Genomic DNA, 26,942 nt, shown 5'->3' on the forward strand with positions numbered 1-26,942 from the left:
CCATGGAACATAATTTTTTATTCCAAGTAATGATATACCTGCTGGCAGCAATTATTTGTGTGCCCATCGCCAAGAGATTGGGCTTGGGCGCCGTGTTAGGCTACCTTGTTGCAGGTGTTGTAATCGGCCCTTCCGTGATCGGTGTCATCGGCAACAATGGTCAAGACCTCATGCATTTTGCAGAGTTCGGCGTGATCATGATGCTATTCCTGATCGGCTTGGAGTTGGAACCAGACCTGTTGTGGAAACTACGGGCGCCCATTTTAGGTTTAGGAGGATTGCAGGTACTTGTTAGCACGGCAATATTTACCGGCGCCGCTTACTTGCTGGGGCTAAGCTGGCAGGCAAGTTTTGCATTGGGTATGATTTTATCTCTCTCTTCAACGGCGATAGTTTTACAGGTGCTCAAGGAAAAAGGTTGGATGAACCTGGCTGCCGGCCAAAGCAGCTTCTCGGTATTGCTTTTTCAAGATATTGCCGTGATCCCGATGTTGGCAATATTTCCATTGCTAGGTACCCACGGTGGCGATAATGGTGCGGACGGAGGGTCCTGGGTTTCTAGCCAAGCCGGGTGGATGCAAACGTTGATTGTATTAGGAGCTGTAGTCATCATCATCCTCGCCGGCAGGTACCTGGTGAAACCTTTACTGGGCATCGTGGCCAGGAGTAAAGTAAGGGAACTGTTCACCGCATCTGCCCTATTATTGGTGGTCGCGATAACCGTCCTGATGACCTTGGTAGGTCTAAGCCCAGCTTTGGGCGCCTTCCTAGGTGGCGTAGTTTTGGCTAACAGTGAATACCGCCATGAACTGGAAAGTGATATTGAGCCGTTTAAAGGACTCCTTTTAGGCTTATTCTTCATGGCTGTCGGCGCTTCGATTAATTTTAAACTAATCTGGGAGCACCCAATAATGATTATCGGGATCGTATTCGGGGTAATGGCGGTAAAAGCCCTGCTATTATTAGGTTTGGGCAAAATATTTAAACTGAGCAAAGATCAGAACCTGCTATTTGGCCTCGCCCTTTGCCAGGTAGGTGAATTTGCCTTCGTACTACTTTCCTATTCAGCTCAAAACAACATTTTACATCAAGATATCATCGGGATGATGACGGCGGCCGTTGCCTTGAGCATGGCATTTACTCCTTTAATGTTCCTGCTGTATGAAAAAGCAATACAACCCATGTTCCTGGTTAACTACGATGAAGCCGACAGGGATGCCGATGAAATTGATGAAAGACATTCAGTCATCGTTGCGGGCTTCGGAACATTTGGCAATACCACCGGGCGATTTTTATTGGCCAATGGGGTCAATTGCACGATCCTAGATAATAATTCAGACAGGGTTGAAGTTTTAAGAAAAATGGGCTACAAAGTCTATTACGGGGATGCCACGAGGTACGACCTTTTATTGGCAGCCGGGGCACAGGAGGCAAAGGTTATCATCATAACTATGGATAATGCCGAGCAAACACAGGAAGTTGTAAAAATCGTAAGGAAACATTTCCCCAATTTACAAATGCTAGTACGGACAGAGGATTTACCCGGCACGTTCGATTTGATGGATCTAGGGGTCATCAAAATTTACCGCGAGTACCTCGATACTTCCCTGCGCATGGGTGCCGATGCCTTAAATTTATTAGGACATAGGGCTTATGCCTCTTACAGGGCGGCCCAAACATTCCTGCGCCACGATGAACAAACCATCAAGGGCTTCTCTGCCAGCCGCGATGATAAGAAGACGTATTTCAGCAATGCGCGCGACAGGATGGACGAGCTAAGCAAGCAATTGCAGATTGACCGCGTGGCCCAATGGCAAAACGGGGATTCCGGTTGGGAAGCTTCATCTATGAGGGAAGAAGCAAAAATAGATCCATCAGAAAAAAATATCCAATAATTAAAATATCCGGGCGCCTGGTTCGTCCATTACTGGGGCGATATCCCAAAATAGACGTCTAAGATTACCGAATATGGAAAACAAACAGCAGCAGAAAAAGAAACTCAACCTCGAAGGTTTAAAGAAGACATACCGGCTTTATAGATACGTAAAACCCTACCGTTGGCAATTTTTACTGGGACTATTATTTTTATTTATTTCCAGCTCTACTTCACTGCTTTTCCCGAAGTTGATGGGTGACCTCGTCAACTCCGGCAACCAGGGCACTTTACTCGAAAACATCAACAAAACGGGCCTGCTATTAGTGGCAGTATTGCTTGTGCAAGCATTGGCATCTTTTGTACGAATTAATATTTTTACAAGGGTAACACAAAAAACCCTCGCCGCTTTGAGACAAGCCACGTATGGCCACCTCGCCAGGTTACCGATGAAATTCTTCGCAGAAAGGCGCGTAGGGGAATTAAATAGCCGGATTTCAGCGGATATATCCCTATTACAAGAAACGCTAACCACTACCCTCGCAGAATTTATCCGCCAGTTCATCATTGTTGTGGGGGGAATTTCAGTTTTGGTTTGGATGACTCCCAAGTTAACGCTGTTCATGTTGTTGATCTTACCACCTATCGTCATCGTTTCAATGATTTTCGGTCGTTTTATCAGGAGGTTTTCTAAAAAAGTCCAGGCAGAGGTGGCAGACTCCAATGTTATAGTTGAAGAAACCTTGCAAGGGATCTATAATGTTAAGGCATTCGGTAATGAATATTACGAGATGGAACGCTACAAGGAGAAAACGAACCTGGTAGCAAAAACCGGGATCAAATCGGGAACGTACCAGGGCTATTTTTCATCATTCCTCATCCTCGGCTTGTTCGGAACATTGGTAGCAGTAATTTACAAGGGAGCCTTGATGATGAATGCCGGGCAACTTGCCGTGGGAGAACTGTTTTCATTTATCGTTTATACGGGTTTCATCGGCGGTTCCATTACAGGGCTCGCCGAGGTTTACTCCAGGGTGCAAAAAGGCATCGGGGCTACCGAAAATCTTTTGGAAATACTAGATGAACCAACAGAAGACATCCTCCCGATCGATATTTCAACTATTGAAAAACCGATCACCGGGAATATCAAATTCGACAATGTTTCTTTCCATTACCCCTCCAGGCCGGATATAGAGGTATTAAAAGGGGTAGATTTCGAGGTAGAACCTGGCTGGCAAGTAGCATTGGTGGGGCCGAGCGGGAGCGGGAAATCGACTATAGTTTCATTACTACTACATCTTTATGACCCAACCAGTGGCAGCATCCGGTTCGATAATAGGGATATCTTCGATATTCCCGTTTCAGAGCTGCGCAACCAGATGGCTGTTGTTCCTCAGGATGTTTATTTGTTCGGTGGCACCATCCGGGAAAATATCCGTTATGGACAACCAAGCGCCAGCGAGGAGGCCATTATTGAAGCTGCGAAACAAGCGAATGCCTGGGAGTTTATCCAGCAGTTTCCCGGCAAGCTGGATACGATCGTTGGAGAGCGCGGTATCCAACTTTCGGGTGGTCAACGTCAACGGATTGCAATAGCCCGTGCATTACTTAAAAACCCCAGATTGCTGATTTTGGATGAAGCGACCTCCGCGTTAGATTCAGAATCTGAAAAATTGGTACAGGAAGCGCTCGATACTCTCATGAAAGGAAGAACATCGATCATCATAGCGCACAGGTTATCTACTGTTCGTAATTCCGATTTGATCCTGGTTATCGAGGCAGGGAAAGTTATAGAATCCGGCACGCATGAAAGCCTGTTAAAAAATGATAAAGGACTTTATAAAACTTTGAGTGAGTTACAATTTGCGTCTTAATTTGCAACCGGGTGATAGGGCAGTAAAGGTAAACTAACAATTAATGTTTGATCCTCTTCCTGGATAGAAATATTTCTATTCCCCAGCATGGAGTATAAATCAGATAGCTGCTTTAAGCCTGAAAATTCCGACTCGATACCCTTGAGCTTATTGCTTTTAAAGATCAGCACATCATCTACATTGCTGATCTCTATAAATAGTGGCTGCGGGTTCGAGAGGGGATTATGTACCAAGGCATGATCTACGAGCATCTGTAGCCCGATCATTAATATACCCTTGTTCATGGCATCATGGGAAATATCAAATTCGATATCAATCGGTTTATCATATTTTTCTTCTAATAAAGCGATATACTGTTTTACGAATTTGACCTCCTGTTCCAGTTTCACCAAGATATTGCCACCTTGCTGCAAGACGTAACGGTACACCCTTGCCATATGCCCAACAAATTGTGAAGCCAAAAGCGGGTCATCATTGACCAGGGTACCGGTAGCAGTAAACTGGTGTAAAATTGAATCGGGATCAACTTGCTTTTTCAAGTGCTCTAATTGAATAAACATCCGTTCCTTTTGTAAACGTCCCGTCTGCTCTAAGGTGGTTTTCCAACCTTTAATCAAATCATCACTAAGAAATACAATATTGATGGAGATAGAAATAATAGCATTCGCAAAAACAACTAATGCTGATGGGCTGTACCGTTTGGGCACTTCTGAAAAATCATCGATTATCAAGAATACTAAATCCCGGAAATAGATCACCGCGATAATTCCTACTCCCAGTTGTAATACAATCCTCGAAACACGGTTACGCTTCCACGGCATCCACCGGTTCAATAGTTTATGGATGAGGAACAGCATATACCAAACCAACTGGATAACAAGCAATAAAACGACGCTGGCATACAGGTGGTTCTTAACCGTCATCGTAGGCATGAGCATGGATCGGATCCACCAGGATATCAGGATAACCACCAAGGTGATCGTCCAGCGCCAAAAGCGAGTTGAAGGATGATGGATTTCCGTATTCATATTCCCAAGATAATTGTTCCGATTAAAATTTTACGCTATGAACGAACAAACGGTAGTTTTTTAATTATAACTGCCGTTTTTGAGCTATAAAAATGTTCTTGTTCCCTATTCTATAATTTTATCGGTACTAATTACGTTAATATCTTGTTATATTGCAACTTCTTAGGAGAAAACCCACGACAGTAACCGTATCGTTTTTGATGCCCGGCATCATGCTCGAATACACTAATCAATTATAAGCGTAAGTTCAAATTTGAAGTCCAAAGTATGGAAAGAGGCCAACAGACATTAATGGATTTTCTATCAACAGCACATGCCAACGGCACATTAACCGCCGACGATATCATTGCTTGTGTCATCCCCTTATTTAAAGGGGTGCTTACCCTTCATGAAGATGGAAAAGTATGGAACATTTTAGATGAACAGGCAATCCTAGTAAATCAACATCAACTTTTTATCAATCCAGCTGCCGCTATACTTCCAACGGTTGCCCCGGAGCAACTATCACGTTTTGACGAGGTCGACTTGGAACATTTGGAAGTAGCGGAAAAATACGCCCGTGCTGAAAAGCAGGGAGAAGAACAGCAACAGGTACTGGAAAATGCCAGGATACACCTGGCACCATTAGAGACATTAGACAGGGCTGCATATTTGCCCGGTTTCGCAAGCTTCGAACTACATTTAGGGCACCATGATACACGCTCCGATATATTTTCATTAGGCTTGATATTGGCGAGCCTTTCCCTCGCGTTAAACCTTTATGATGCAGATGATCTGACCACTTTCGTAAATAATCGCAAGCGCTTACTGGAACTGCAACCCAGGTTACACCCCGCTATCATATCCCTAATTATAGAAATGACCGAATTGCAGCCTGAAAAAAGGATTGCAAATCTAAAAGAAGTGATTTACCGGCTGGAAAATTTCAGGGATTTCAGCTCCAGCAACGCGGCGGAATTATCACCTCCCAATGGCTGGTTTAAAACGGTAAACACTACCCGCGAAAGTTATATTTTAAGGAAATTAAGAAACAGGCTATTTGATACTAGCAGGAGAAACCGGTTGTTATATTATAAATCGAACTTAAGATTTGTCAATTTAACGTTGAGCAGCGTACCGATGGTGGTACATGTTAAGAGTATTTCCGCGCATACCTTATTCACTTGGAACGAGCATCTTGCCCCCAGGTTATTACAGAAAAAGGAATTGGTACTCAACCAATATTTACGCTTCGAAGATCACCCTTATTTGCCCAATTCTCTGAATGCTATCAGGATCGAATGCCAAAGGGATATCCAGGAATACGGTTGTAGCCAATTAAAGATCGCGATCGCGTTCTTGGATTGGTTCAATATTAAAAGTGAAGACAGGGATGCCATTAAAAGTCCCCTGCTCTTGCTACCCGTATCGCTGAAAAAGAAAAAACATGTTTCGGAGGATCAATACCTCCTTACCGTGCAGCGTACAACGGCCGAAGTAAATCCCGTTCTCGCGAATTATCTAAACGAGCTTTACGGCATACAACTACCGACCCATGTAGAATTGGATGATACTAGTTTATACCAATTTTACGAACTGATCCGTCAACAACTCGAAGGAAATAATAAAGGCATCGTGCTAAGTTACCAGGAGAAACCCAAGATAAACCTGGTCTTAGAATCTGCACAAAGAACGGTTGCTCAATACAGCCGTAGGTTTGGCTACCAAACGCCGCAATTGAAAGCGAGCTCGAAAGCGGCCAAACTGGAATTATTTGAACTCGCAGAAACAGCAACCAACATCTATCACTGGCAATTTGATACCTGCCATATCGTGCTGGGTAACTTCAATTACAAGAAGATGAGCTTGGTGCGGGACTACAATCAAATTTCAGAAGATAAAATCAAACACGAGGTCTTTGATCAACTTTTCAGTCCATTACCCAAACCGTTAACAACAAAAGAACAAACCGTACCTGCTCCCAAAGAATGGATGCACGTTGTAACAACCGACCCCACGCAAGCCAAGGCTATCAACAGGAGCCGCGATGGTGAAAGCTACGTGATTCAAGGTCCGCCGGGAACCGGCAAAAGCCAAACCATTACCAACTTGATCGCAGATTTCATATCGAGGGATAAGCATATCTTGTTCGTTTGTGAAAAAAGGGCGGCCCTGGATGTTGTTTACCATCGGTTGAAGCAGCAGGGTTTGGATGAGCTTTGCTGTTATATACACGATAGCCAAGCTGATAAAAAAAGCTTCATTAAGAACCTGGAACAGACTTATAAAACATATACCTCCGACGTATTGGATGAACATAGCTTGCAGGTAAAAAGGGCGGCGGTTCTCCACACGATGGAGCAGCAGCTAGAATACTTGCAGGAATATCACGAGACCCAACTAGTTGTTCCCGGCTATGCTTCAACATCTACCCGGGACCTGTTAGATGCCTTGATCGCCCTGCGTCCTTCATTGCAACCGCTATCTCCCAAACAGGAAGAAGCAATGCCCCACTACCAAGATTGGGTGCAATTTGGACATATCATTCAGCAACTCGGTGAAGTATTGGAAGACAGCGGTTCTGCACCCATTTTTGCCGAGCACCCGCTGGCCAAGTTAAACGAAGATATCTTCGCACATGCGCAACCTATCGCTGAATTAGAAAAAAGACTTGGCCTAGCCAAGGTTACCTTAAACAAGGTACTACTTGCTTTAAGAGATTTACAGGTTGATGAACAATACCTAGATAGCATCGATAATTTGAAGGAGCTGGTGATGAACGCCACGTTGATGCTACCTTTAGCAGAACATAAAGCCATCGCGATTATCGATCCGCAAAGTACGGCGGCAAAGGAGTTTCAACAACAACTCGACCAGTTGAAACTACAGCAAGAAAATCTTGCTGCCATCCAAGAAACCAATAAGTCCTGGATTCAAAAGATCGATGAGAACACTGCACGGGAAGCATTAAAAATTGCAGAAGCGAAAGAACATACCATGCTGTCTTTCCTAGACGGAAAATGGCGCAGGATTAAACAATTAATTCAAAATAATTACAATTTTGAAGGGCAATCTTTAAGGCCGGATTCCAGTTTAATTTTACAGCAGCTCATCCACGAATATGAAGCGGAAAAATCTCTAAACACGGTAAAACAAACACTGCATGAGGCTTATGGTTTCCAAAGTCCCGAAATGATGCTCCTAACATTGGATCGTTTGAGGATGCGGTTACACCATCCCGTTACACAATACTTGGTACACCACCCCGATGGTAATCAACTGACCTTGCGCCTATCCTTGTTGCAGCCCGATGTTAACCAGATGGAAGATCAACTTAGGGCCTGTTTGCAACAAGTCGAGGGCAAGTCCATCCTGCAAATCGAAGATGAGCTTGAAAACATCGCCATGAACATCGGCACGCTACCGGATCTGCTTCCAGCAATGGAGAATTATCTAAAGATGCCCGGGAAGCTAAAATCCGCGATCGGCACCATTCCATTTACCCCGAGGCAATTCGAAGCCGGGATGGCCCACAAATCTTTAAAACAGGTTTACCAGGATCATAAACAGTTTGCAGCGGCAGATAGCCAATCTTTGAATAAAAGCATCACGACATTGCACCAGGCGTATGAATCTTTACTACAGGTCAATGCTAACTTGATCAGGGCCCAGGTGCGAAAAAAATTCAATGAGCATCTTCAGCTCAGCGCACAATCCACAACTACCCTTAGCGATGCACAGCGGGAATTTAAAAGGCATTACCTGGAGGGCCGGAAAATTCTTGAGAATGAATTTTCCAAGTCCATGAGATATAAAAGCATCCGAGAATTGGCATCTAAAGAAAGCGGGGCCGTACTTAAGGACCTGAAACCGGTTTGGCTGATGAGTCCCTTGAGTGTAAGCGATTCCCTGCCAATTGATACCCAGTTCTTTGACGCCGTTATCTTCGATGAGGCTAGCCAAATCCGGTTGGAAGAAGGGATCCCTGCCCTATTCCGAGCCCCTCAATGCATAATCGTCGGAGATGATAAACAAATGCCGCCGACAGATTTCTTTTCCTCGAAAGGGATTGATAAAGATGATCTCGACATTGCACAGGAAGATTCATGGCAAGATATTCTTTCCCATGATACGGAAAGTTTACTAGCACAGGCTGCACATAAGATGCAGAAAGTGATGTTGGGCTGGCATTACCGTAGCCAGTACGAAACATTGATCAACTTCAGTAACCATGCTTTTTATAATGGAGAACTGCTAACCGTTCCGGATCGCGCGGTACACCATCAACCCAAGGAACCTATTGTAGCGAATAGCGCTGCTGAAGGACTCCTGCATGCAGGAGCGCTTTATGACAGGAGCATCAGCTTCCATTTCCAACAAGGCGCGGTGTATGAGAAACAAGCCAACCAGAGGGAAGCTCAATACATAGCGGAATTAGTTCGTAGTTTGCTGCGAAAACAAGTTAAGGAAAGTATCGGCATTGTAGCATTTAGCCAACAACAACAGTCGGCTATCGAAAGTGCCTTGGATGCCTTGGCTAAAATTGATCCCGCTTTCGATGATCAATTAGACGAGGCAAGGTTGCGGGTAGAAAACGATCAATTTACCGGGCTGTTCGTAAAGAACCTTGAAAATGTGCAGGGAGATGAAAGGGATATCATTATCATTTCCATTTGCTTTGCAAAAGCCGCAAATGGAAAAATGTCGATGAACTTCGGCCCTATCAATAAAAAAGGTGGGGAAAAGCGCTTGAACGTTATCTTTAGCAGGGCTAAAAAGCATATAGCCGTAATCAGCAGTATACGGCATGAACAAATTACTAACGACTTCAACGCTGGCGCTAATTATTTGAAAAGGTTCCTCCATTATGCCGAGAGCATTAGTCTTGGGCAAATGTCAATAGCGAATCAAATACTTGGTAAAGTACATACACAAGCAGCCAACGGCGGATTTCCAGGTCATAATATTATCCTTCAACAGATCAACCACCACCTGCAACAACTGGGATATGTTACCCAATCGCAAGTTGGGCAATCAGGATTTAAATGTTCCCTTGCCATAAAGGCTGCCGAAACGGATCAACAGTATGCATTGGCAATCATGATTGATGATGAACAACATTATCAACACCCGGATGTAATGGAATTATATTATCAAAGGCCCGCCCTAATGGAATCATTCGGCTGGCGTACCATGTTGGTTTTAGCTAAAGATTGGCTGCATCAACCCAAACAGGTCATGGATAATATCCTGCACCATTTGCACAACGATCCGTCCTATAAGCCGGGCGATACCCATACGGAAGCTGCGCTATCAAATTCCATATCCCTGGGTGTGTATGAAAACTTGGATTTTACAAGGTATATATTAGAACAGGCGCCGCATTCATTTTATTGGGAAATTGCAGTGGAGGCGCAAAAAGTTATTACCCGTTCCGGCAAAGCAGGCACGAAAGGACAGGTACAGGTAAAAACGATGCCTTCCCCGGCAGAAGCTAATCAATACCGGTACCAATTAATTCAATTAAAATTATCCGAAGGATATCAACCCGCGGCATTCCAACAACATTAATATTGGATGACCTGGTTGGTATGCAGGTTCGCATATTGCTGGATTAGATGCATGATATATTCAGAATCCGGGTATTGGATAAGTTGGGATTTAACCGTTTCGATATCATCTAAAGCATCTTCTTTAGGGATATAGCCCATACCGTAAAAACTTCCCTTTTCAACTAGGATGCAGCTTTTATGATCTAACCTGATGCCTTGATCTAGTATTATGTATGATTGCAAACCCGATTCTACAAAGGCAATTGCATCCAGTACTTTTTTATTGTAAGATCCCGGGGATTCCAATTTTTCACAAGCGCCTTCGCAGGTTTGCTCCTTTCTGCCGGAGCAAGGTTGCAAATCGGATTGTAAATAGCATAATTTGTGGCAAAGGTTAAACTGCTTTACTAATTGAATCAACCGGTTTCTACCTTCAATGTAAAGGTTGCAACCGAGGATTTGTTTCATATGTTTGCGCTTCCTTTCCAAGGCTAGCCTTAAATAGCCTTGTTGATCTTCGAAACAATACAAACCGTACTTGGCCTCCACCCTCTTTTGAGCCCGGTTATATTCTGGCCATAAGCGTTTTATCTCGATAGATTCCAAGATAAAGGCCATCAATTCAGTAGCCGTAACTTGGTAAGTAATCTTATAAATATTCCGCAAAAAACCTTGCCGCTGCGGGCCGATGTTAGTTCCAACGAAATGACTTTGAACCCTTTTCTTTATGTTTACCGCTTTACCAACATAAATAACCTTATCCTTTTCATTATGAAAATAGTATACACCGGGAACGGCAGGTAAATCCAGTAAGTAAGCAGCGGGTAAATTGGCGGGTAATACCTGTTCACGGCTACCTGCTTTAAGTGCAAGTTCTATAGCGCCATTCGTATCGTTGGACAATATTTTCTCGAACAAAAGTACCGTAGCCGCAGCATCTCCACCTGCCCTATGCCGATTTTCAATGGGTATTTCCAATTGCCTGCATAAATTTCCCAAGCTATATGAAGGAAACCCCGGGAACACTTTTCTGCTCAACCTAACGGTACAGAGCTTTTTAGATTGCCAGGAATAGCCCGCCCTTTCCAACTCGTGTTTCACGAAAGAATAATCGAAGTTCACATGATGCGCTACGAATATGTTACCTTCCAATATTTCAAAAATATCCTTGGCAATATCCTTGAATTGGGGCGCTTGTTCCAACATCTCATCCGTGATCCCTGTTAAAGCTTGAATATGCCTTGGTACCGGCATACCTGGATCTACCAAACTGTGGAATGTTTGTACCACCTTCTCCCCATCGTGAATAAAAATGGCTATTTCAGTGATGCCGCTAGCGCTGGCATGCCCTCCCGTGGTTTCTATATCGACTATTGCATACATGGGCGACAAATATAATTATTTTACTAATAATTTTAGCAAAATCAATATTTACTGTCCTTGCTGGTATAACCAATAAATTACGCCGATCGCCGCCAGAATGGATATAACAAGGAAGAAAATTTTCCAGAAACTATAAGGTCTCTCCCCGATTACTTCGCCTGTACAGGCATTAATATAAAAATTGTATAATTTCTTGTTGAAATGGTAACTACTGATCCAAACCGGTAATAAAGTGTATTGGATTTTCACATCGTGGAAGTTTGTATCATATCCATCCACCCTTTGTACATCCCCACCGATGTCTTGGCAAATAGATTGATAAATAAACGCGTCCATTCTACGTTGGGCGTCTTTATAAGCCTGTGGTGGCTCCACCTGGTATATTTCCGCTTTAAAACCACTTAAGTAACGTTCATCGAAAGGTCGAAATTTTTGAATATTCCAAGGCTCTAATTTCTCTTCGACTGATTTATCGATCGATTGGCTGGCTTTGACCAACATATCACGGAATTGCTCGAATACCGTCCCTCTAGCATGGTACCAACGTGTATGACGTACCTGCCTTGTTCTCGCTTCCTGCCTACCGTTGACCGTAACGTAATACGTTTCCGTTACGTAATAATATTCCCCGCGCTGCCCTTCATACGGCGTTGTGGTATCTGCATCGAAATTCCAATATGGTAAGTATATGCCTTGCAACTTATTAGTGCCGTGAAACTCCTTCGTATTTTTAACCAAGGCATCCGGGGCAAACCAAAGCCCTTTAAGCCAGGATTTGAATAATTGCAATGCCTGTTTATTATCGATCATAAAGGGTAAGACCGCATTCGGCTCGCGAACTTCTTTCAACTCCGATTGATCTATCACGAGTGGCGCTGCGCAGAAAGGGCAACTGTCGGCTAAAATACCTTGGCGCAAGGTGGTGCTGGCCCCACAATTTTTGCAACTCACAATCATTGCCTGGGTCGTTTTACCTACTTTCAAATTGGTGGCATCGAGGTATTCTTCGTAAGGATCCTTGGTGAGTTCCGTCGTTATTGTTCCCGGCTTCTCAACTGTCGATGTGTTTTGCGGGATCGTATTTTCCGTGCCACAATATTCGCAACGGAGGTGATCCGTGCCGGGTTGGTAATGTAAAATTGCACCGCAATTGGCACAGGTAAGGGTATCTATTACTTCACTATTCTTTTCTTCGAAAGCCATAATCTAATCTGGTGGGTAAGTGCATCGTCCCGGCGCTAGGAACCGGGACTAGCAATCAAGTATTTATGCTCCCGGGATGGGAGGCGGCGTATTATTAAATAATTCGGCAACTGTTTGAATAGCTGACGCAGCCGTCCAATTTGCCATTCCTTGCTTCCAAAGAAGGGTATCACGGGTAAGGGTTCCTTGCGCGATCATTTCCCGAAGCTGGTCTACCGTGAAGGGCCCGGCCTGCTGACCGTTCATAGCGGCGAAATAGCTTTCCTGACCAGGTATAGGTGGCGGTCCCTGCTGTTGACCTTGCGGCATGCCCGAGTTAGGATTGAACTGGTTCTGCTGGAACATCCCGGCCATTTGTCCGCCCATTGCCATACCTAAACCAGCGCCCATACCCATCCCGGCCACTCCGCCATCGCCACCTTGTTTAGCAGCGGCTTCCATAGCATTAGCAGCTTGGAATTGCGCGTAAGCACCGAGATTCCCCACTATTCCCATGCTGCTTCTCTTATCGAGCGCGGCTTCTACCTCTGGTGGTAAGGAAACGTTTTCTATCAAAAATTTGGTCAGGTTCAGACCCAGTTCTTTAAATTCTTCCTGGATTTTCCCGGTAATAATCGTTGAAACTTCGTCATAGTTAGCGGCGATATCCAGCACCGGGATCTTGGATTCGGCGATAGCGTCCATCCCGCGTGTTACGGCGAGGTTACGAAGTTGCTCGTTAATATCTTCAACGGTAAAACTCGGGTTGGTAGCAGAAACTTCTTTCAGGAATATAGCGGCATCCTCCACGCGGAAGGCGTAATTACCGAAAGCCCGCAACCTTACGGGACCAAATTCCGCATCACGTAACATGATGGGGTTCTTAGTACCCCATTTTTGGTTCACGAACTGCCGGGTACTCACGAAGAATACATCTACTTTAAAAGGACTATCAAAACCGTATTTCCAACCTTTCAAGGTTGTTAAAATCGGCATATTTTGCGTGGTAAGGGTGTACATGCCCGGTTCGAACACATCGGCAATTTGTCCCTCGTTCATGAATACGGCCACCTGCGACTCCCGCACGGTCAGCTTCGCATTCATCTTGATCTCGTCCTGGTAACGGGGAAACTTCCATACGATGGTATCATTAGTGGAATCAACCCACTCAATAATATCAATAAACTCATTCCTTAATTTGTCAAATAGGCCCATGGTAAGAGAATTTAGAACCTAAATTTATCAAATCCTGGTATAAAAATACCCGTGAAAACAACATTATTATTCTAAAAAAATTACAGTGGGAAACATTTCATGCTAAGAAAATGTCATGAAACGGCTTGCTCGATAGGTTGAATATGGTAGGCACACCTGCGGTCGCCTTCTAATACATGATCCACACGGTCTACCCTCACCTCTTCACCGAAGATTCTTCTTATGGCGGCTAATTCGGAATCGCAGATAGATTGGCAAGCGCGGGCAGCATCGCAGATCGGGCAATGGTTTTCGATAAGAATATAGCCGTCTTCCAGGCGCTTCCACTCGGCCAAATACCCCTCGGAAGTGCGAATTTCTGCAAATTTATTAATCTTATCCTCCAGGGTTTGAAGCGGTTCGATGGCCACTTCATATTTAAAACTGGACATTTTTTCGCGGGCAAACATCACCTTATCTAAAGCATCTTCACCGATTACATCGGTAATCGCCTTGATCAACTGAACAGTCAATTCGGCATGGGTATCCGGGAAGCGCCGGTTAGCGGTCGTTGTAAGGCGCCACAATTGGGTTGGCCTTCCTACTCCTTTCGATTCCGAACTGGCTTCCACGTACCCCTCTTCCTGGAGCTTGAGCAAATGGAGCCGGGCGCCTTCTGTCGTGATGCCCAATTCCTTTGCCAGCGAAGAAGCAGGCTGTGGTCCGTTCGTTTTCAGCAAGAGTAAAAACCGCTCGGCAGTTGACTTATAATTAGATGAATATTTTCCCAAGTATTTACTTGTTTTAATAGCAAATGTCGTAACTTTGTGGCGGAATTACAATTTTATTTTTGCATTTGGAAACACATGTAAACTTCTCCCCGGCTAAAACCCGGGATATATAATTGCAATTTATAATAGAATATGTAAGCAAGCCACCTGTAAACGGCCTGAAATTACATATGATTTAAGCACAATATGACAAATAAACAGTCCACATTTTTGAAAAACATCTTATAAAGATAGGATGTTACGTGTTGACGCTGTAATTTTGTCAAATGTTTAGTTTTTAAAACTTAACCGAAATGATAACAATGTCATCTGCCGCCAAAGCATATTTGGCAAAATTGATGGAAGAACAACAAGTAAAAGAAGGAAGTTTCTTGAGAGTTGGCGTGAAAGGTGGTGGTTGCTCGGGTTTGGAATACCAAATGAACTTCGATAACGAGGGTAAAACAGGCGATGAAGTATTTGAAAATGAACCACTTAATATCGTAACTGATAAGAAAAGCTTGCTGTACCTGTACGGGACAGAATTGGATTATAACGGTGGGTTGAATGGTAAAGGCTTGGTATTCAATAATCCTAACGCCAGCCGCACTTGCAGCTGCGGGGAAAGCTTCGCCGTTTAGGTGAATGATGAACCGGCGTTGATTGACTTTAAAAATTATTTTACAAAATAAATGGCTACAGAAAACGAAATTATTCAACAGTTGGCTGATAAGTCCTACGAGTTTGGCTTCGAGACGACCATCGACATGGAGATGGCGCCCCCGGGCTTGAACGAGGATATTATCCGCTTCATTTCTGCAAAGAAGGAAGAGCCGGAGTGGTTATTAGAATGGCGCTTGAAGGCATTTAAAGCTTTCCAAAAACTGAAAATGCCAACCTGGCAACATTTCGAATTGCCGGAAATAGATTTCCAGCAATTGTCATACTACGCTGCCCCTAAAAAGCAAGCGAAATACAATAGTTTAGACGAAGTTGACCCGGAATTGTTACGCACTTTTGAAAAGTTGGGGATTCCTCTCAACGAGCAAAAGTCGCTGGCAGGTGTGGCGGTAGATGCCGTGTTTGATAGCGTTTCCGTAGCAACAACTTTTAGAAAAGAATTAGCCGAGAAAGGTGTTATCTTCTGCTCCTTCGGTGAAGCAGTGAAAGAATACCCCGACCTGGTAAAACAATATTTAGGTACGGTTGTACCCCATTCCGACAACATCTTCGCCGCGCTCAACGCTGCCGTATTTTCCGATGGTTCTTTCGTGTACATTCCTAAAGGCGTTCGTTGCCCGATGGAATTGTCGACTTACTTTAGAATCAACGCCAAGAATACCGGCCAGTTTGAACGCACCCTGATCATCGCCGATGAAGGAAGCTACGTTAGTTACCTTGAAGGTTGTACCGCACCGATGCGCGATGAAAACCAGTTGCACGCGGCAGTGGTTGAACTCGTGGCACTTGAAAAAGCCGAGATCAAATACTCTACCGTTCAAAACTGGTACCCGGGCGATAAAGATGGTAAAGGTGGTATTTACAATTTCGTAACCAAGAGAGGTATCTGCAAAGGCGCCAATTCCAAGATATCCTGGACACAGGTAGAAACAGGATCCGCGATTACTTGGAAATACCCGAGCGTGATTTTGGCGGGCGATAATAGCGTGGGTGAATTTTATTCCGTAGCGGTAACTTCCAACAAGCAACAGGCAGATACCGGCACCAAGATGTTCCATATCGGGAAAAATACCCGCAGTCATATCATCTCCAAAGGTATCTCCGCAGGTAGAAGCCAAAACATTTACCGTGGATTGGTAACAGTTGGCCCGAAAGCAGCCAAGGCGAGGAACTTCACCCAGTGCGACTCCCTGCTGATCGGCGACCAATGCGGTGCGCATACTTTCCCGTACATCGAATCAAAAAACCCTACCGCGATGGTAGAACACGAAGCCACAACCTCCAAGATCGGGGAAGACCAAGTGTTTTACCTGAACCAAAGGGGGATTGATACCGAGCAAGCGGTAGCCTTAATCGTGAATGGTTATGCCAAGGAAGTATTGAACCAATTACCCATGGAATTTGCCGTGGAAGCTCAAAAATTATTGTCAATTACACTGGAAGGAAGTGTAGGTTAATTCGTTTTAAAATTATACGCAAAAAAATGATGCTCAATATTAAAGATCTACAAGCAAGAGTTGAAGAAAAAGAAATATTGAAAGGTATCAACCTGACAATCAACCCTGGTGAGGTACACGCTATCATGGGACCTAACGGTTCCGGTAAAAGCTCCCTCGCGTCCGTACTTGCGGGTAGAGAAGATTATGAAGTCACAGGTGGATCCGTAACATTTGAAGGAAAAGATTTATTGGATATGGCGCCTGAAATCCGCGCCCGCGAAGGTCTGTTCCTCGCTTTCCAATACCCGGTAGAAATTCCGGGTGTGTCCAACATGCAGTTCTTGAAAGCTGCTATGACAGAACACCGCGCGCATAAAGGTTTACCTCCTTTATCCCCGAAAGAATTTTTAGCTTATGTTAAAGAGAAGCAACAATTGGTAGAGTTTGATACCCAGTTGCTGAACCGTTCTTTGAATGAAGGGTTTTCCGGTGGTGAGAAAAAACGTAACGAAATTTTGCAACTGGCCATGCTGGAACCTAAATTATCCATCTTGGATGAAACGGATTCCGGACTGGATATCGATGCATTGCGTATCGTTGCCGCAGGTGTTAACAAGTTACGTAGCAAGGATAATGCTTTCTTAATCATTACCCACTACCAAAGATTGCTGGATTATATCGTTCCTGATTTCGTACACGTACTGTACAACGGTCGGATCGTCCGTTCCGGTACCCGCGAACTCGCGTTGGAGTTGGAAGAAAAAGGCTACGACTGGCTGAAGGAAGAAATGCATTTACAGGAACCCGTTCAATAATTTTAACTGATGACTAATACGCTTACATCGAATATAACAGAACAATTACCCGGTGTTTTCGAGCAACTCCTGGCCAACAGGAAAAGCGAAGAGCCCACCTCGTTGTTGACACAAAGAGATGAAGCTTTCAAAACCTTCTTGCAAAAGGGTTTCCCCCTGTACAAAACAGAAGAATGGAAATACACCAACGTGGCTCCTTTCCTGCAAGAAGCATATCAATTCTCTAGCCCGGCCGTTGCGGATGAAAAGGTAAAATCCTTGATCCAAAATGCTATTCCCGGTGGATTAGATGCTTATACGATCATTTGCGTAAACGGTGTTTACCAACCGCAACTGAGCCAAGCTCCCGCAACCGATCATGTCAGCATCTCTTCTATTAAGGAAGCTTTACAGTCCGGCAACTATGCACAACATTTTAATTCGAACGGTACAACCAAACATACCTTCGAACAACTGAATACAGCCCTCTTCCAAGAGGGGATGATGCTGGTAATTAAAAATGGTCAAGAGGTGGACAAACCGATCCACATCATCCATGTTTATAATCACGCGGAACCATTGTTCGCGCAAACACGCCAACTTTGGATCGCTGAAGCCGGCGCACAAGTGCAAATCATCGAAACATTGGTAGATGCTACCGAAAATGGTGCAGCATTGTTTAACAACAATGTTACGGAAATCATGACCGAATCTAAAGCTGAATTGCAACATTACCAGTTGCAAACGGCTAAATCCCATGTCCGTATCGTGCATCAAACCAGGATTCACCAAGCGGCGGATAGCACTTACAGCCACTTTGCATTCACGATGAGCAGCGCGGCATTTACCCGCAACAACATAGATGTAGTGCATTTAGGCCAACATACGGAAACGAACCTTTACGGTTTCTTCCTGGCTTCCCAAGAACAATTGATCGACAACCATACCGCGATCCACCACGCCCAGCCGAACTGTAATAGTAACGAGTTGTATAAAGGCGTGTTGATGGATAAAGCTGTCGGTGTTTTCAACGGTAAGATTTTCGTGCATCAACAAGCGCAGAAAACGAATGCCTTCCAACAAAACAACAACCTGTTGTTGAGCGAAGGCGCCATGATGTACACCAAACCGCAGCTTGAAATCTACGCGGATGACGTGAAGTGTAGCCACGGTACCACGATCGGACAGGTAAGCGAAGAAGCTTTGTTTTACTTGAAGTCCCGCGGGATCGGTGATGCGCAAGCGCGTAATATGCTGGTACATGCTTTTGCATTCGATGTAACAGCGCAAATTACCGTTCCGGCCATCCGTAAGTATATCGAGGATATGGCAGATCAATATTTAGACAAATTCGCGAATAATTAAAGACGATACAGACCATGATGAACGAGACTATTACCTTACCCAAACCGTTTAGCGTTGAGGATGTGCGGGCAGATTTCCCCATCTTGCAGAGTTATGTAAACGGCGCCCCGCTCGTATATTTCGACAACGGGGCCACCACCCAGAAGCCCTGGGCCGTATTACGCGCAATGGAAGATTATTACACGGGTTATAATAGTAACGTTCATCGTGGTGTACATACTTTAAGCCAACAGGCAACTGCTGCATATGAAGAAGCACGGGAAATCATCGCGCAATTCATCAACGCTAAAAGCAGTCACGAAGTAGTATACACGAAAGGAACTACTGACGGCGTGAACTTGGTAGCAGCTAGCTTCGGCAAAAAATACATAGGTGAAGGAGATGAGATCATCATTTCAGCGATGGAACACCATTCCAACATCGTTCCATGGCAAATCTGTTGTGAAGATCGAAAAGCGAGCTTGAAAGTGATCCCGGTTAATGAAAACGGGGAGCTGAAAATGGACGTATTCAAATCGATGTTGAATGACAAGGTGAAATTGATCTCCGTGGCGCATATTTCTAATACCCTGGGTACAATCAACCCGGTGAAGGAAATCATCGAACTGGCACATGCCCGGAATATCCCGGTAATGCTGGACGGGGCGCAAGGTATCGCGCATGTTCCCGTGGATGTTCAAGCGATGGATGTGGACTTCTACGCTTTTTCATCGCATAAAATTTATGGTCCTACGGGGATCGGTGTACTGTATGCTAAGGAAAAATGGTTGGAAGCGCTGCCTCCATACCAGGGCGGTGGTGATATGATCAAAACCGTGAGCTTCGAAAAAACAGTATATAATGATCCACCGTTAAAGTTTGAAGCGGGTACCCCGGCAATCGCGGAATCCATCGGTTTAGGTGCGGCATTGAAATATTTAAAGAGCCTCGATTTAGAAGGTCTTCATGCCTATGAGGCCCACCTGAATAAAGTAGCGCTCGAAAAATTACTGGAAATCGACGAGTTACGTTTGATCGGTAATGCCGCCCAAAGAAACGGGGCGATCTCATTCCTCGTTGGGAAACATCACCCGACAGATGTAGGTGAGCTCCTGGATCAACAGGGCATCGCGGTAAGAACCGGTCACCACTGTACGCAACCCTTGATGGATCTATTCGGCATCCCCGGTACAGTACGTGCTTCCCTTACATTTTACAATACTGAAGAAGAAATCAACAAATTGGTAGCCGGTATCAAGAAAGCGGTCATCATGTTGAATAAATAATTGTGAAGAGATGACTATTAAAGAACAACAGGACGCTATCATCAGCGACTTCGAGATGTTTACCGATTGGATGGATAAATACGAGTATATTATTCAACTGGGGAAAGATTTGCCTATTATCGAGGAGCAATATAAAACCGACGATAACCTGATCCGCGGCTGCCAGAGTAAGGTTTGGCTACATGCAGATTACAAGGACGGTAAATTATTCTTCTCGGCCGATAGCGATGCGCTCATCACCAAGGGTTTGGTATCTTTAGTGATCCAAGCTTTAAACGGTCAACCGGCGAAGGACATCGCGGAAGCGGAATTGTACTTCATCGAGAAGATCGGTTTACGTAGCCACTTATCCCCTACCCGTTCCAACGGTTTGTTGGCAATGATCAAGCAGATCAAGCTATACGCGGTAGCCTATCAACTTAAATCCTCTCAAAATTAAAATATGAGTGAGAATATCGAATTAGAAATGAAGATCAAGGAAGTGCTGCATACCGTGTACGACCCAGAAATTCCGGTAAATATTTACGACCTCGGGCTGGTATACCAAGTAGAAGCAAAAAACGATGGGAATGTATTGATCGTAATGACGCTCACCGCGCCGGGCTGCCCGGTTGCAGGCGATATCATGCAGGAAGTAACCCAAAAAGTACAAGCCTTGGAAGGAGTAACCGATGCGGATGTCCGGTTAACCTTCGATCCACCATGGAATAAAGACATGATGACGGAAGAAGCCAAGTTGGAGCTCGGGTTTCTTTAAAAATATCAATTACAAACGCCTCGAAAAGGGCGTTTTTTTATTCCCCGTAAATGAGCTTATTGATCTAGCATCTTAAATACCAAGCATTAAGTATCCCTATCTTGGAAAAAAATTATATTTTTATCCCCATACAATTACCTATGCGGCATCTATCGCCAATAGATGACAGAACGCCTGTATAGTTAGTTCCCAAATACAAACGATTCATACTTATGCAAAGTAAGACTCCTGCACCTGGAAAGAAAAAGGGTGGCAAAGCAGCCTTGGAAACTCAACCATTGTCACAAATCTCTTTTTTCGACAAGCACCAAACCTTGTTATTCGGGGTATGCTTGCTCGTGTTTCTATTAGTCGGCAGCCTGTTATTCAATACTAAATTGTTCCTGATGGGTGATGATGCCGATTATATACTCGATGCATTACATTTTGTTCAGAACAATACCTATCCCGGTGGCCGCTCCAGCTTGTATGCCATGGTGCTGGGTATACCGATCGCGATATTCGGCGTGAATGTAGTCGTCTTGAAAGTATGCTCATTTATATTCGCTATAACCGCTTTCTGTTTATTATTTATTACGTTCAGGAACCGCATACCTTCCTGGATACTGTTTGTTTCACTGTTATTCTTGGCCATCAACAGCGGTGTCCAATATTACAGTAGTTCCAACCTTTCCGAAGCATTTTACATGATGATACAGGCATTTTTCCTCTTCGCCTGTTTCAAGCTCGTTGATAACCAGAAAGAGCAAAAAAACTTTAAACAGCTTTTAAAATACTGGTTGTTATTCGGGTTTGCATCTTTATTGATATCACTCAGTAAAAACGTGGCACTGCTGGCACCCTTAACTTTGCCAATTTATTACTTGTTCCAAAAACAATGGAAAAATGCGGCCCTGGCTTTCGGTTTCTTCATGGCATTCAAGATTCCGTACGAAATATTACTCAGGGCTATTTACGGTGCCAATACGGTGGTTGCCCAGATGGATCAAGTCCTGGCAAAAGATATGTACCATTACGAATATGGCCGTGAAACATTCAGCGGCTTCGTACAACGCCTATTCGACAACCTGAAGATCTATATTTCTGGAGATGTTTGGGCATTCTTCGGGTTCAGATCAGAGCCGGTACAAGGTACGCCCGTGGCTTACTGGATGTTGTTTGTAGCCATCTGCGGTTACGGGGCTTGGCATGCGTTTAAAAATAACAAGTATATTTTCCTGGTGTTCATTTACCTGGTAGTGATGATGGGAACGACCTTCGTAGCCTTGCAACCCGCCGTGGCGCAAAGCCGCATCGTGGTGATTTACATACCTTTGCTGTATCTCATGTTCTTCTACAGCATCAAGGCCATCACTTCCTGGGGATCGGCTACGTTGACCAATGTGGTAGTTGGCGTAGTTTGCCTATTTATGTTTACCCTAACGATCCGTAAAACCAGTGCCCAGGGTAAAATCACGACGAACGAGCTGAAACACAATCTCAGCGGGGAAGAATTTTACGGCTTTACACCGGACTGGGTCAACTACCTGGAGATGGGTAAATATATTGCCAATAATATTCCGAAAGAGAAATTAGTCGCGGCCAGGAAACCCAATACTTTAACCTTATACTCCAAGGGGCGCCCCTATTACGGTGTATATAAAGTTTCGGATAATGCAACCGCCGATGATCTATTAAAAGAATTAAAAGACAACAACGTGCATTACCTGGTACTGGCAAGTTTGCGAGCCAACCCTGCCGTAGCTGTAGAAGGACAAATCATCAATACCTTGCACCGGATGGCTAGCAAGATAGCGGAGAAATATCCAACCAAGGTGAAAATCATTTACCAGATCGGTAAAACAGAGCCATGCTACCTCGTTGAAATCGTCTATTAAAAAGTTTACAGATCCAGTATAAACAGGGAATGGTAACACGACCATTCCCTGTTCCGTTTAAAAAATAAATCCCGCGCTAATATTTGAAATGAATTAAATTCATTATAAATTTGTAATACTTTATTGCAAAGGAAATGGTGTCTTCCTTCTCCAACCGCTGCACCCGTAGCTAATGGCGCCTACAAATAACAACATTCTTGTTAAGTTAATTTATTTGTAGGACATGGGTTCATCACAACAGAAATTTTATACTTCTCCCCTGGCAGTCATTAATCACTTAGTAAAGTGGACTTTATTAAGCATTCCCGTATCAGTAATTACCGGAAGCCTTGTTGCCTTATTTTTATGGTCACTGGAAGAAGCCACGCATTTACGTTACGAATTTCCCATATTGCTATGGGGCTTACCTGCCTCCGGTTTATTGATTTACTGGTTATATAAAATCGGTGGCAAAAATGCGGAAGCCGGCAATAATTTGGTAATTGATGAGATCCATAAACCGGGTGCGGGTGTACCCGCGCGAATGGCTCCGCTGGTACTAATAACTACGGTCATCACCCATTTATTCGGCGGATCGGCAGGGCGTGAAGGAACCGCCGTTCAAATCGGCGGCAGCATGGCTGCCTGGGTAGCGAAGGTCTTTAAATTAGGCAACCAGGATGTAAAGATTATACTGATGTGCGGCGTAGCCGGCGGTTTCGGGGCCGTATTCGGGACGCCAGTTACCGGCGCCGTTTTCGCCTTGGAAGTATTAGCCATCGGGAGTGTTCAATACATCGCTTTACTGCCATGCCTGATTACGAGCCTTTTTGCCAACTGGGTTTGCATTAGTTGGAACATCCACCATACGCAATACAATATACTATTTGAAGGCAGCCACGATGAATGGATCCCTTATCTACATGTGGATGTATTATTAATCCTTAAAGTCGTGATAGCTTCTATCGCCTTTGGCCTGGCCAGTAATTTATTTGCTGTTTTGACCCATAATATTAAACATCTCTCTAAAAAATTTATTAAGAAAGCTTACCTCGTTCCAGTTGCCGGCGGCCTGGTTATAATTTTGCTTACCTATCTAATTCAAACCACCGATTATAACGGGTTGGGCGTGTCCGGGCCATTCCCGGATAGCGTTAATATTGTTAATGCATTCCATGCCGGCAATGTAGAATATTATAGTTGGTTGTTAAAGTTAGTCTTTACGGCCATCACGTTGGGCATGGGCTTTAAAGGTGGGGAAGTCACCCCGTTATTTTTTATCGGCGCCACCCTGGGAAATACCATGGCCTTATTGCTTGGAGCGCCGGTAGATTTGTTGGCTGCCGTTGGATTTATCGCCGTATTCGCCGGCGCTACCAATACGCCGATAGCCTGTACATTGATGGGAATAGAATTATTTGGGGGCACACATCTCGTTTATTTCGCGATCGGATGTTTCACCGCTTATTATTTCAGTGGCCACACCGGTATTTATGCATCGCAAAAGAAATTGATGCAAAAAATCGTTTAAAACCGGGTATTATTAAGCCCGGATATTATGAACAGGCATAGATTCGTTAATTAACAGGATAAGCCCAACTTGTTCGCCGAAAAATTGTTACTTTATTAGAGGAAACCCGATTTTCTTATCCCCTTCAAAAAAATGAGAGGTTATGAATGCTCCGTATATTCCACAAAATCATCAGCAGGTAATTCCTTACCTCATTTTACGGCAACCAACTAAGTTCCTGCTGTTTACCAAGGAAGTATTCGATGCTAAAGAACTGGATATTATCTACCATGAAGATAAGACTACTATAATGCATGCTGAAATCATGATCGGTGATTCCGTTATCATGTTCGCATCAACAACAGAACAGTATGCAGAACAAGTGGCCGGCCTATTTATATATGTAGATGATGCGGATGCCCGCTTCGAAAAAGCCTTGGCACATGGCGCTAGAAGCATCAAGGAACCATCCGATGAATGCTATGGACGTAGTTCCGGCATACTTGATCCATGCGGGAATACTTGGTGGATCACGAAAGCAGAACCGCCAAGTTGACGGGGAATATTACTAATCTTCTTCGGTTTCATCACCGGAATATTGTTGCCACAAAGTGCGGTATTGATTAAGCAGTGCAGATTTCTGTAAGAACCCAACGGGTTTGCCATTTTTAACAACCGGAAGTAACCAAGCGTTGTGATGATCGAACTTCTCCATGATCCGGTTCACATCTTCTCCCACGTAAATTATTGCTGGCGGGACTTGCATTACGTTCTTGATCGAAAGTTGTTCATACTTGGAATGATCAAAGATGTACGGCCGGATATTTTCCAGTGTTACATATCCTTGAAATATCCCCTTCTCATCCGTGATCGCGATAAAAGGATAATTACTTTGTTCCAACAAGTTAATCAACTCTTTGAAAGGCGCTGAAATAACCATCTGGCCGAAAGTTGTTTGCATAAGCTTAGCAGCATTCAGCATGGAAGTGATATTCCGGTCATGCGTACGGGTGAAAATTTTTCCTTCCTCGGCCAGTTGTTTCAATTCCGGTGATACTTTCGAGAAACGTTTTACCACCACGAAAGAAACGCAGGCAACGATCATCAACGGTATAAATAAGTCGTACCCCGTGCTGGATTCAGCGATCAGGAATATGGCGGTCAAAGGGGCATACAACACGCCGCCCATCACGCCTGCCATCGCAACGATAACGAAATTCGTTACCGGCACATCTAACCCGATTAACTTGCATATTGAAGCGAAGAAAAATCCGACAAAAGCGCCACCGAATAAGCTCGGGGCAAAGTTACCACCGTTACCACCGGCATTGATAGTAACTGAAGTTGCAATAGCCTTTAGTATAAATACACAACCAACGAATAATAAGATCAATGCATCATTGACATGTATATATTTAAAGAAACTATTTTCTATAATCCCGGCCATCCCATCGTTGGCCAACTGTTTAACAGAAGAGTAGCCCTCACCGAACAAGGGTGGTAATGCCACGCATAGCAAGGATAATACGGCGCCGCCGATCATTGCCTTCTGTATAGAAGATACTTTCAGGCTTTTGAAGTAGTGTTCAATTTTACCGCCAATAACTACGAAATAACGGGCATACAGGCCGCACATTACACCGAGTATAATATAAAGCGGCACATTTTTATAATCAAACGCCGTGCGGGATTCAAAGTGAAACAATGCATCTTCATGCAAGATGATCTTCGACAGTAAACTACCGCAAACGGCGGCCACGATCAAGGGAATAAAATCGGAAAATACGATACCCGTTAAGAGGATTTCCACCGCGAACATCATCCCGGCAATCGGGGCATTGAAGGCGGCGGCGACTCCCGCCGTTGCACCCGCGGCCAATAATAAGGTCCGTTCCTTATAATTAAGCTTATATGTTTGCGAATAATTCGAACCGATAGCGGCGCCCGTTACAGCCATAGGGCTTTCTAAACCCGCCGATCCACCGAGGCCCACGGTAACCGCACTTTGCAATATCTGTGAAAACATTTTCACCCGCGGTACATTACTAGCATTCCTGGCAATTTCGTATAAAATAGCAGGTATCCCTTTCCTAGCCTGCCCTTTAAAGAACCACTGTACCATCAAGGTGGTGAGTACGATACCTAGAAAGGGAAAAACGGCATAAAAGAATAACTGTGTTCCGAAGTGAACTTTATGGCTGATAATATAGTGGATATAGTTAACCAGCATCTTGAGCGCTACACCGGCTAAGCCGGCAGTACAACCTACTAATACCCCTGAAAGTAAAAGAAATTGGCTTCTGCTCATCTTGCTGTGAAGCCACATGAGTACGATCTCGTATTGCTTGGCTTTTTGAATAGAATATTTTTCAACGTCTCTCTTAAAGCGGTAGAAACTATGATATGCTTTAATTCTACTATATTTACCCACTATGTTGTT

The 26,942-nt window shown here is 44.2% G+C and carries 19 protein-coding genes and 1 riboswitch; of the genes, 13 read left to right on the forward strand and 6 right to left on the reverse strand.

The features are described from left to right. The first annotated feature begins 2 nt into the window (after window positions 1-2). Together COR50_RS16405 and COR50_RS16410 are read left to right on the forward strand one after the other, a co-directional pair. Window positions 3-1,895 (forward strand): monovalent cation:proton antiporter-2 (CPA2) family protein, encoded by a 1,893-nt coding sequence (locus COR50_RS16405; protein WP_098194990.1) that lies wholly within the window; start codon window positions 3-5, stop codon window positions 1,893-1,895. Between the two features lie 73 nt (window positions 1,896-1,968). Beyond that, window positions 1,969-3,747, forward strand: a complete 1,779-nt coding sequence (locus tag COR50_RS16410; protein ID WP_098194991.1) for an ABC transporter ATP-binding protein — start codon at window positions 1,969-1,971, stop codon at window positions 3,745-3,747. Here the strand turns inward: COR50_RS16410 and COR50_RS16415 are convergent. Beyond that, window positions 3,744-4,775, reverse strand: a complete 1,032-nt coding sequence (locus COR50_RS16415; protein ID WP_098194992.1) for a histidine kinase — start codon at window positions 4,773-4,775, stop codon at window positions 3,744-3,746. The two genes, COR50_RS16410 and COR50_RS16415, sit on opposite strands and share 4 nt — an antisense overlap. A 267-nt stretch (window positions 4,776-5,042) precedes the next feature. On the opposite strand from COR50_RS16415, the gene COR50_RS16420 reads away from it, so the two are divergent. After that, on the forward strand, window positions 5,043-10,325 hold the full coding sequence (locus tag COR50_RS16420; RefSeq protein ID WP_098194993.1) for an AAA domain-containing protein: 5,283 nt from the start codon (window positions 5,043-5,045) through the stop codon (window positions 10,323-10,325). On the opposite strand, the gene COR50_RS16425 is transcribed toward COR50_RS16420, so the two are convergent. The 4 genes from COR50_RS16425 to COR50_RS16440 form a co-directional block, all read right to left on the reverse strand. Further along, complete coding sequence (locus COR50_RS16425) at window positions 10,322-11,689, reverse strand: exonuclease domain-containing protein (RefSeq protein ID WP_098194994.1); 1,368 nt, start codon at window positions 11,687-11,689, stop codon at window positions 10,322-10,324. The two genes, COR50_RS16420 and COR50_RS16425, sit on opposite strands and share 4 nt — an antisense overlap. 48 nt (window positions 11,690-11,737) lie before the next feature. After that, window positions 11,738-12,892 (reverse strand): zinc finger domain-containing protein, encoded by a 1,155-nt coding sequence (locus tag COR50_RS16430; protein WP_098194995.1) that lies wholly within the window; start codon window positions 12,890-12,892, stop codon window positions 11,738-11,740. Window positions 12,893-12,955: 63 nt separating this feature from the next. Beyond that, window positions 12,956-14,086 carry an SPFH domain-containing protein gene (locus tag COR50_RS16435; protein WP_098194996.1) on the reverse strand — a complete coding sequence of 377 codons (1,131 nt, stop codon included), beginning with the start codon at window positions 14,084-14,086 and terminating at the stop codon, window positions 12,956-12,958. Window positions 14,087-14,199: 113 nt separating this feature from the next. After that, window positions 14,200-14,856 (reverse strand): helix-turn-helix transcriptional regulator, encoded by a 657-nt coding sequence (locus COR50_RS16440; protein WP_098194997.1) that lies wholly within the window; start codon window positions 14,854-14,856, stop codon window positions 14,200-14,202. A gap of 293 nt (window positions 14,857-15,149) precedes the next feature. Between COR50_RS16440 and COR50_RS16445 the strand changes: the two genes are divergently transcribed. The 10 genes from COR50_RS16445 (at window position 15,150) to COR50_RS16490 (ending at window position 25,058) form a co-directional block, all read left to right on the forward strand. After that, on the forward strand, window positions 15,150-15,476 hold the full coding sequence (locus tag COR50_RS16445) for a HesB/IscA family protein (RefSeq protein ID WP_098194998.1): 327 nt from the start codon (window positions 15,150-15,152) through the stop codon (window positions 15,474-15,476). A 51-nt stretch (window positions 15,477-15,527) separates the two neighbouring features. Continuing rightward, complete coding sequence (sufB, locus tag COR50_RS16450; RefSeq protein WP_098194999.1) at window positions 15,528-16,973, forward strand: Fe-S cluster assembly protein SufB; 1,446 nt, start codon at window positions 15,528-15,530, stop codon at window positions 16,971-16,973. Between the two features lie 26 nt (window positions 16,974-16,999). Beyond that, window positions 17,000-17,770, forward strand: a complete 771-nt coding sequence (sufC, locus tag COR50_RS16455; protein WP_317044419.1) for a Fe-S cluster assembly ATPase SufC — start codon at window positions 17,000-17,002, stop codon at window positions 17,768-17,770. A gap of 9 nt (window positions 17,771-17,779) precedes the next feature. After that, window positions 17,780-19,114 carry a Fe-S cluster assembly protein SufD gene (gene sufD, locus COR50_RS16460; protein WP_098195000.1) on the forward strand — a complete coding sequence of 445 codons (1,335 nt, stop codon included), beginning with the start codon at window positions 17,780-17,782 and terminating at the stop codon, window positions 19,112-19,114. A 14-nt stretch (window positions 19,115-19,128) separates the two neighbouring features. Then, window positions 19,129-20,379 carry an aminotransferase class V-fold PLP-dependent enzyme gene (locus tag COR50_RS16465; RefSeq protein WP_198405676.1) on the forward strand — a complete coding sequence of 417 codons (1,251 nt, stop codon included), beginning with the start codon at window positions 19,129-19,131 and terminating at the stop codon, window positions 20,377-20,379. 10 nt (window positions 20,380-20,389) lie between these two features. Further along, entirely contained in the window at window positions 20,390-20,818 is a 429-nt protein-coding gene (locus tag COR50_RS16470; RefSeq protein ID WP_098195001.1) for a SufE family protein, read from the forward strand. A gap of 3 nt (window positions 20,819-20,821) precedes the next feature. After that, window positions 20,822-21,136, forward strand: coding sequence for a metal-sulfur cluster assembly factor (locus tag COR50_RS16475; protein WP_098195002.1), 315 nt, complete (start codon window positions 20,822-20,824; stop codon window positions 21,134-21,136). A 212-nt stretch (window positions 21,137-21,348) separates the two neighbouring features. Next, window positions 21,349-23,013, forward strand: coding sequence for an ArnT family glycosyltransferase (locus COR50_RS16480; protein WP_098195003.1), 1,665 nt, complete (start codon window positions 21,349-21,351; stop codon window positions 23,011-23,013). Window positions 23,014-23,134: 121 nt separating this feature from the next. Further along, a riboswitch (Fluoride riboswitch) is annotated at window positions 23,135-23,202 on the forward strand. 34 nt (window positions 23,203-23,236) lie between these two features. Next, complete coding sequence (locus COR50_RS16485) at window positions 23,237-24,523, forward strand: voltage-gated chloride channel family protein (protein ID WP_098195004.1); 1,287 nt, start codon at window positions 23,237-23,239, stop codon at window positions 24,521-24,523. 142 nt (window positions 24,524-24,665) lie between these two features. Then, the gene (locus COR50_RS16490; protein WP_098195005.1) at window positions 24,666-25,058 is read left to right on the forward strand and encodes a VOC family protein; all 393 of its coding nucleotides are present in this window, start codon (window positions 24,666-24,668) and stop codon (window positions 25,056-25,058) included. Window positions 25,059-25,070: 12 nt separating this feature from the next. Here the strand turns inward: COR50_RS16490 and COR50_RS16495 are convergent, their stop codons facing one another. Continuing rightward, complete coding sequence (locus COR50_RS16495) at window positions 25,071-26,933, reverse strand: chloride channel protein (protein WP_232516199.1); 1,863 nt, start codon at window positions 26,931-26,933, stop codon at window positions 25,071-25,073. Window positions 26,934-26,942 lie beyond the last annotated feature (9 nt).

Source organism: Chitinophaga caeni, assembly GCF_002557795.1.
GTDB classification, from domain to species: Bacteria; Bacteroidota; Bacteroidia; order Chitinophagales; family Chitinophagaceae; genus Chitinophaga; species Chitinophaga caeni.

Coding starts and splice junctions, on each gene's coding strand:
- COR50_RS16425 (WP_098194994.1), bottom strand. CDS start 11,689: ATGTATGCAATAGTCGATATAGAAACCACGGGAGGGCATGCCAGCGCT.
- COR50_RS16480 (WP_098195003.1), top strand. CDS start 21,349: ATGCAAAGTAAGACTCCTGCACCTGGAAAGAAAAAGGGTGGCAAAGCA.
- COR50_RS16445 (WP_098194998.1), top strand. CDS start 15,150: ATGATAACAATGTCATCTGCCGCCAAAGCATATTTGGCAAAATTGATG.
- COR50_RS16420 (WP_098194993.1), top strand. CDS start 5,043: ATGGAAAGAGGCCAACAGACATTAATGGATTTTCTATCAACAGCACAT.
- COR50_RS16430 (WP_098194995.1), bottom strand. CDS start 12,892: ATGGCTTTCGAAGAAAAGAATAGTGAAGTAATAGATACCCTTACCTGT.
- COR50_RS16475 (WP_098195002.1), top strand. CDS start 20,822: ATGAGTGAGAATATCGAATTAGAAATGAAGATCAAGGAAGTGCTGCAT.
- COR50_RS16465 (WP_198405676.1), top strand. CDS start 19,129: ATGATGAACGAGACTATTACCTTACCCAAACCGTTTAGCGTTGAGGAT.
- COR50_RS16435 (WP_098194996.1), bottom strand. CDS start 14,086: ATGGGCCTATTTGACAAATTAAGGAATGAGTTTATTGATATTATTGAG.
- sufB (WP_098194999.1), top strand. CDS start 15,528: ATGGCTACAGAAAACGAAATTATTCAACAGTTGGCTGATAAGTCCTAC.
- sufD (WP_098195000.1), top strand. CDS start 17,780: ATGACTAATACGCTTACATCGAATATAACAGAACAATTACCCGGTGTT.
- COR50_RS16410 (WP_098194991.1), top strand. CDS start 1,969: ATGGAAAACAAACAGCAGCAGAAAAAGAAACTCAACCTCGAAGGTTTA.
- COR50_RS16490 (WP_098195005.1), top strand. CDS start 24,666: ATGAATGCTCCGTATATTCCACAAAATCATCAGCAGGTAATTCCTTAC.
- sufC (WP_317044419.1), top strand. CDS start 17,000: ATGATGCTCAATATTAAAGATCTACAAGCAAGAGTTGAAGAAAAAGAA.
- COR50_RS16405 (WP_098194990.1), top strand. CDS start 3: ATGGAACATAATTTTTTATTCCAAGTAATGATATACCTGCTGGCAGCA.
- COR50_RS16415 (WP_098194992.1), bottom strand. CDS start 4,775: ATGAATACGGAAATCCATCATCCTTCAACTCGCTTTTGGCGCTGGACG.
- COR50_RS16485 (WP_098195004.1), top strand. CDS start 23,237: ATGGGTTCATCACAACAGAAATTTTATACTTCTCCCCTGGCAGTCATT.
- COR50_RS16470 (WP_098195001.1), top strand. CDS start 20,390: ATGACTATTAAAGAACAACAGGACGCTATCATCAGCGACTTCGAGATG.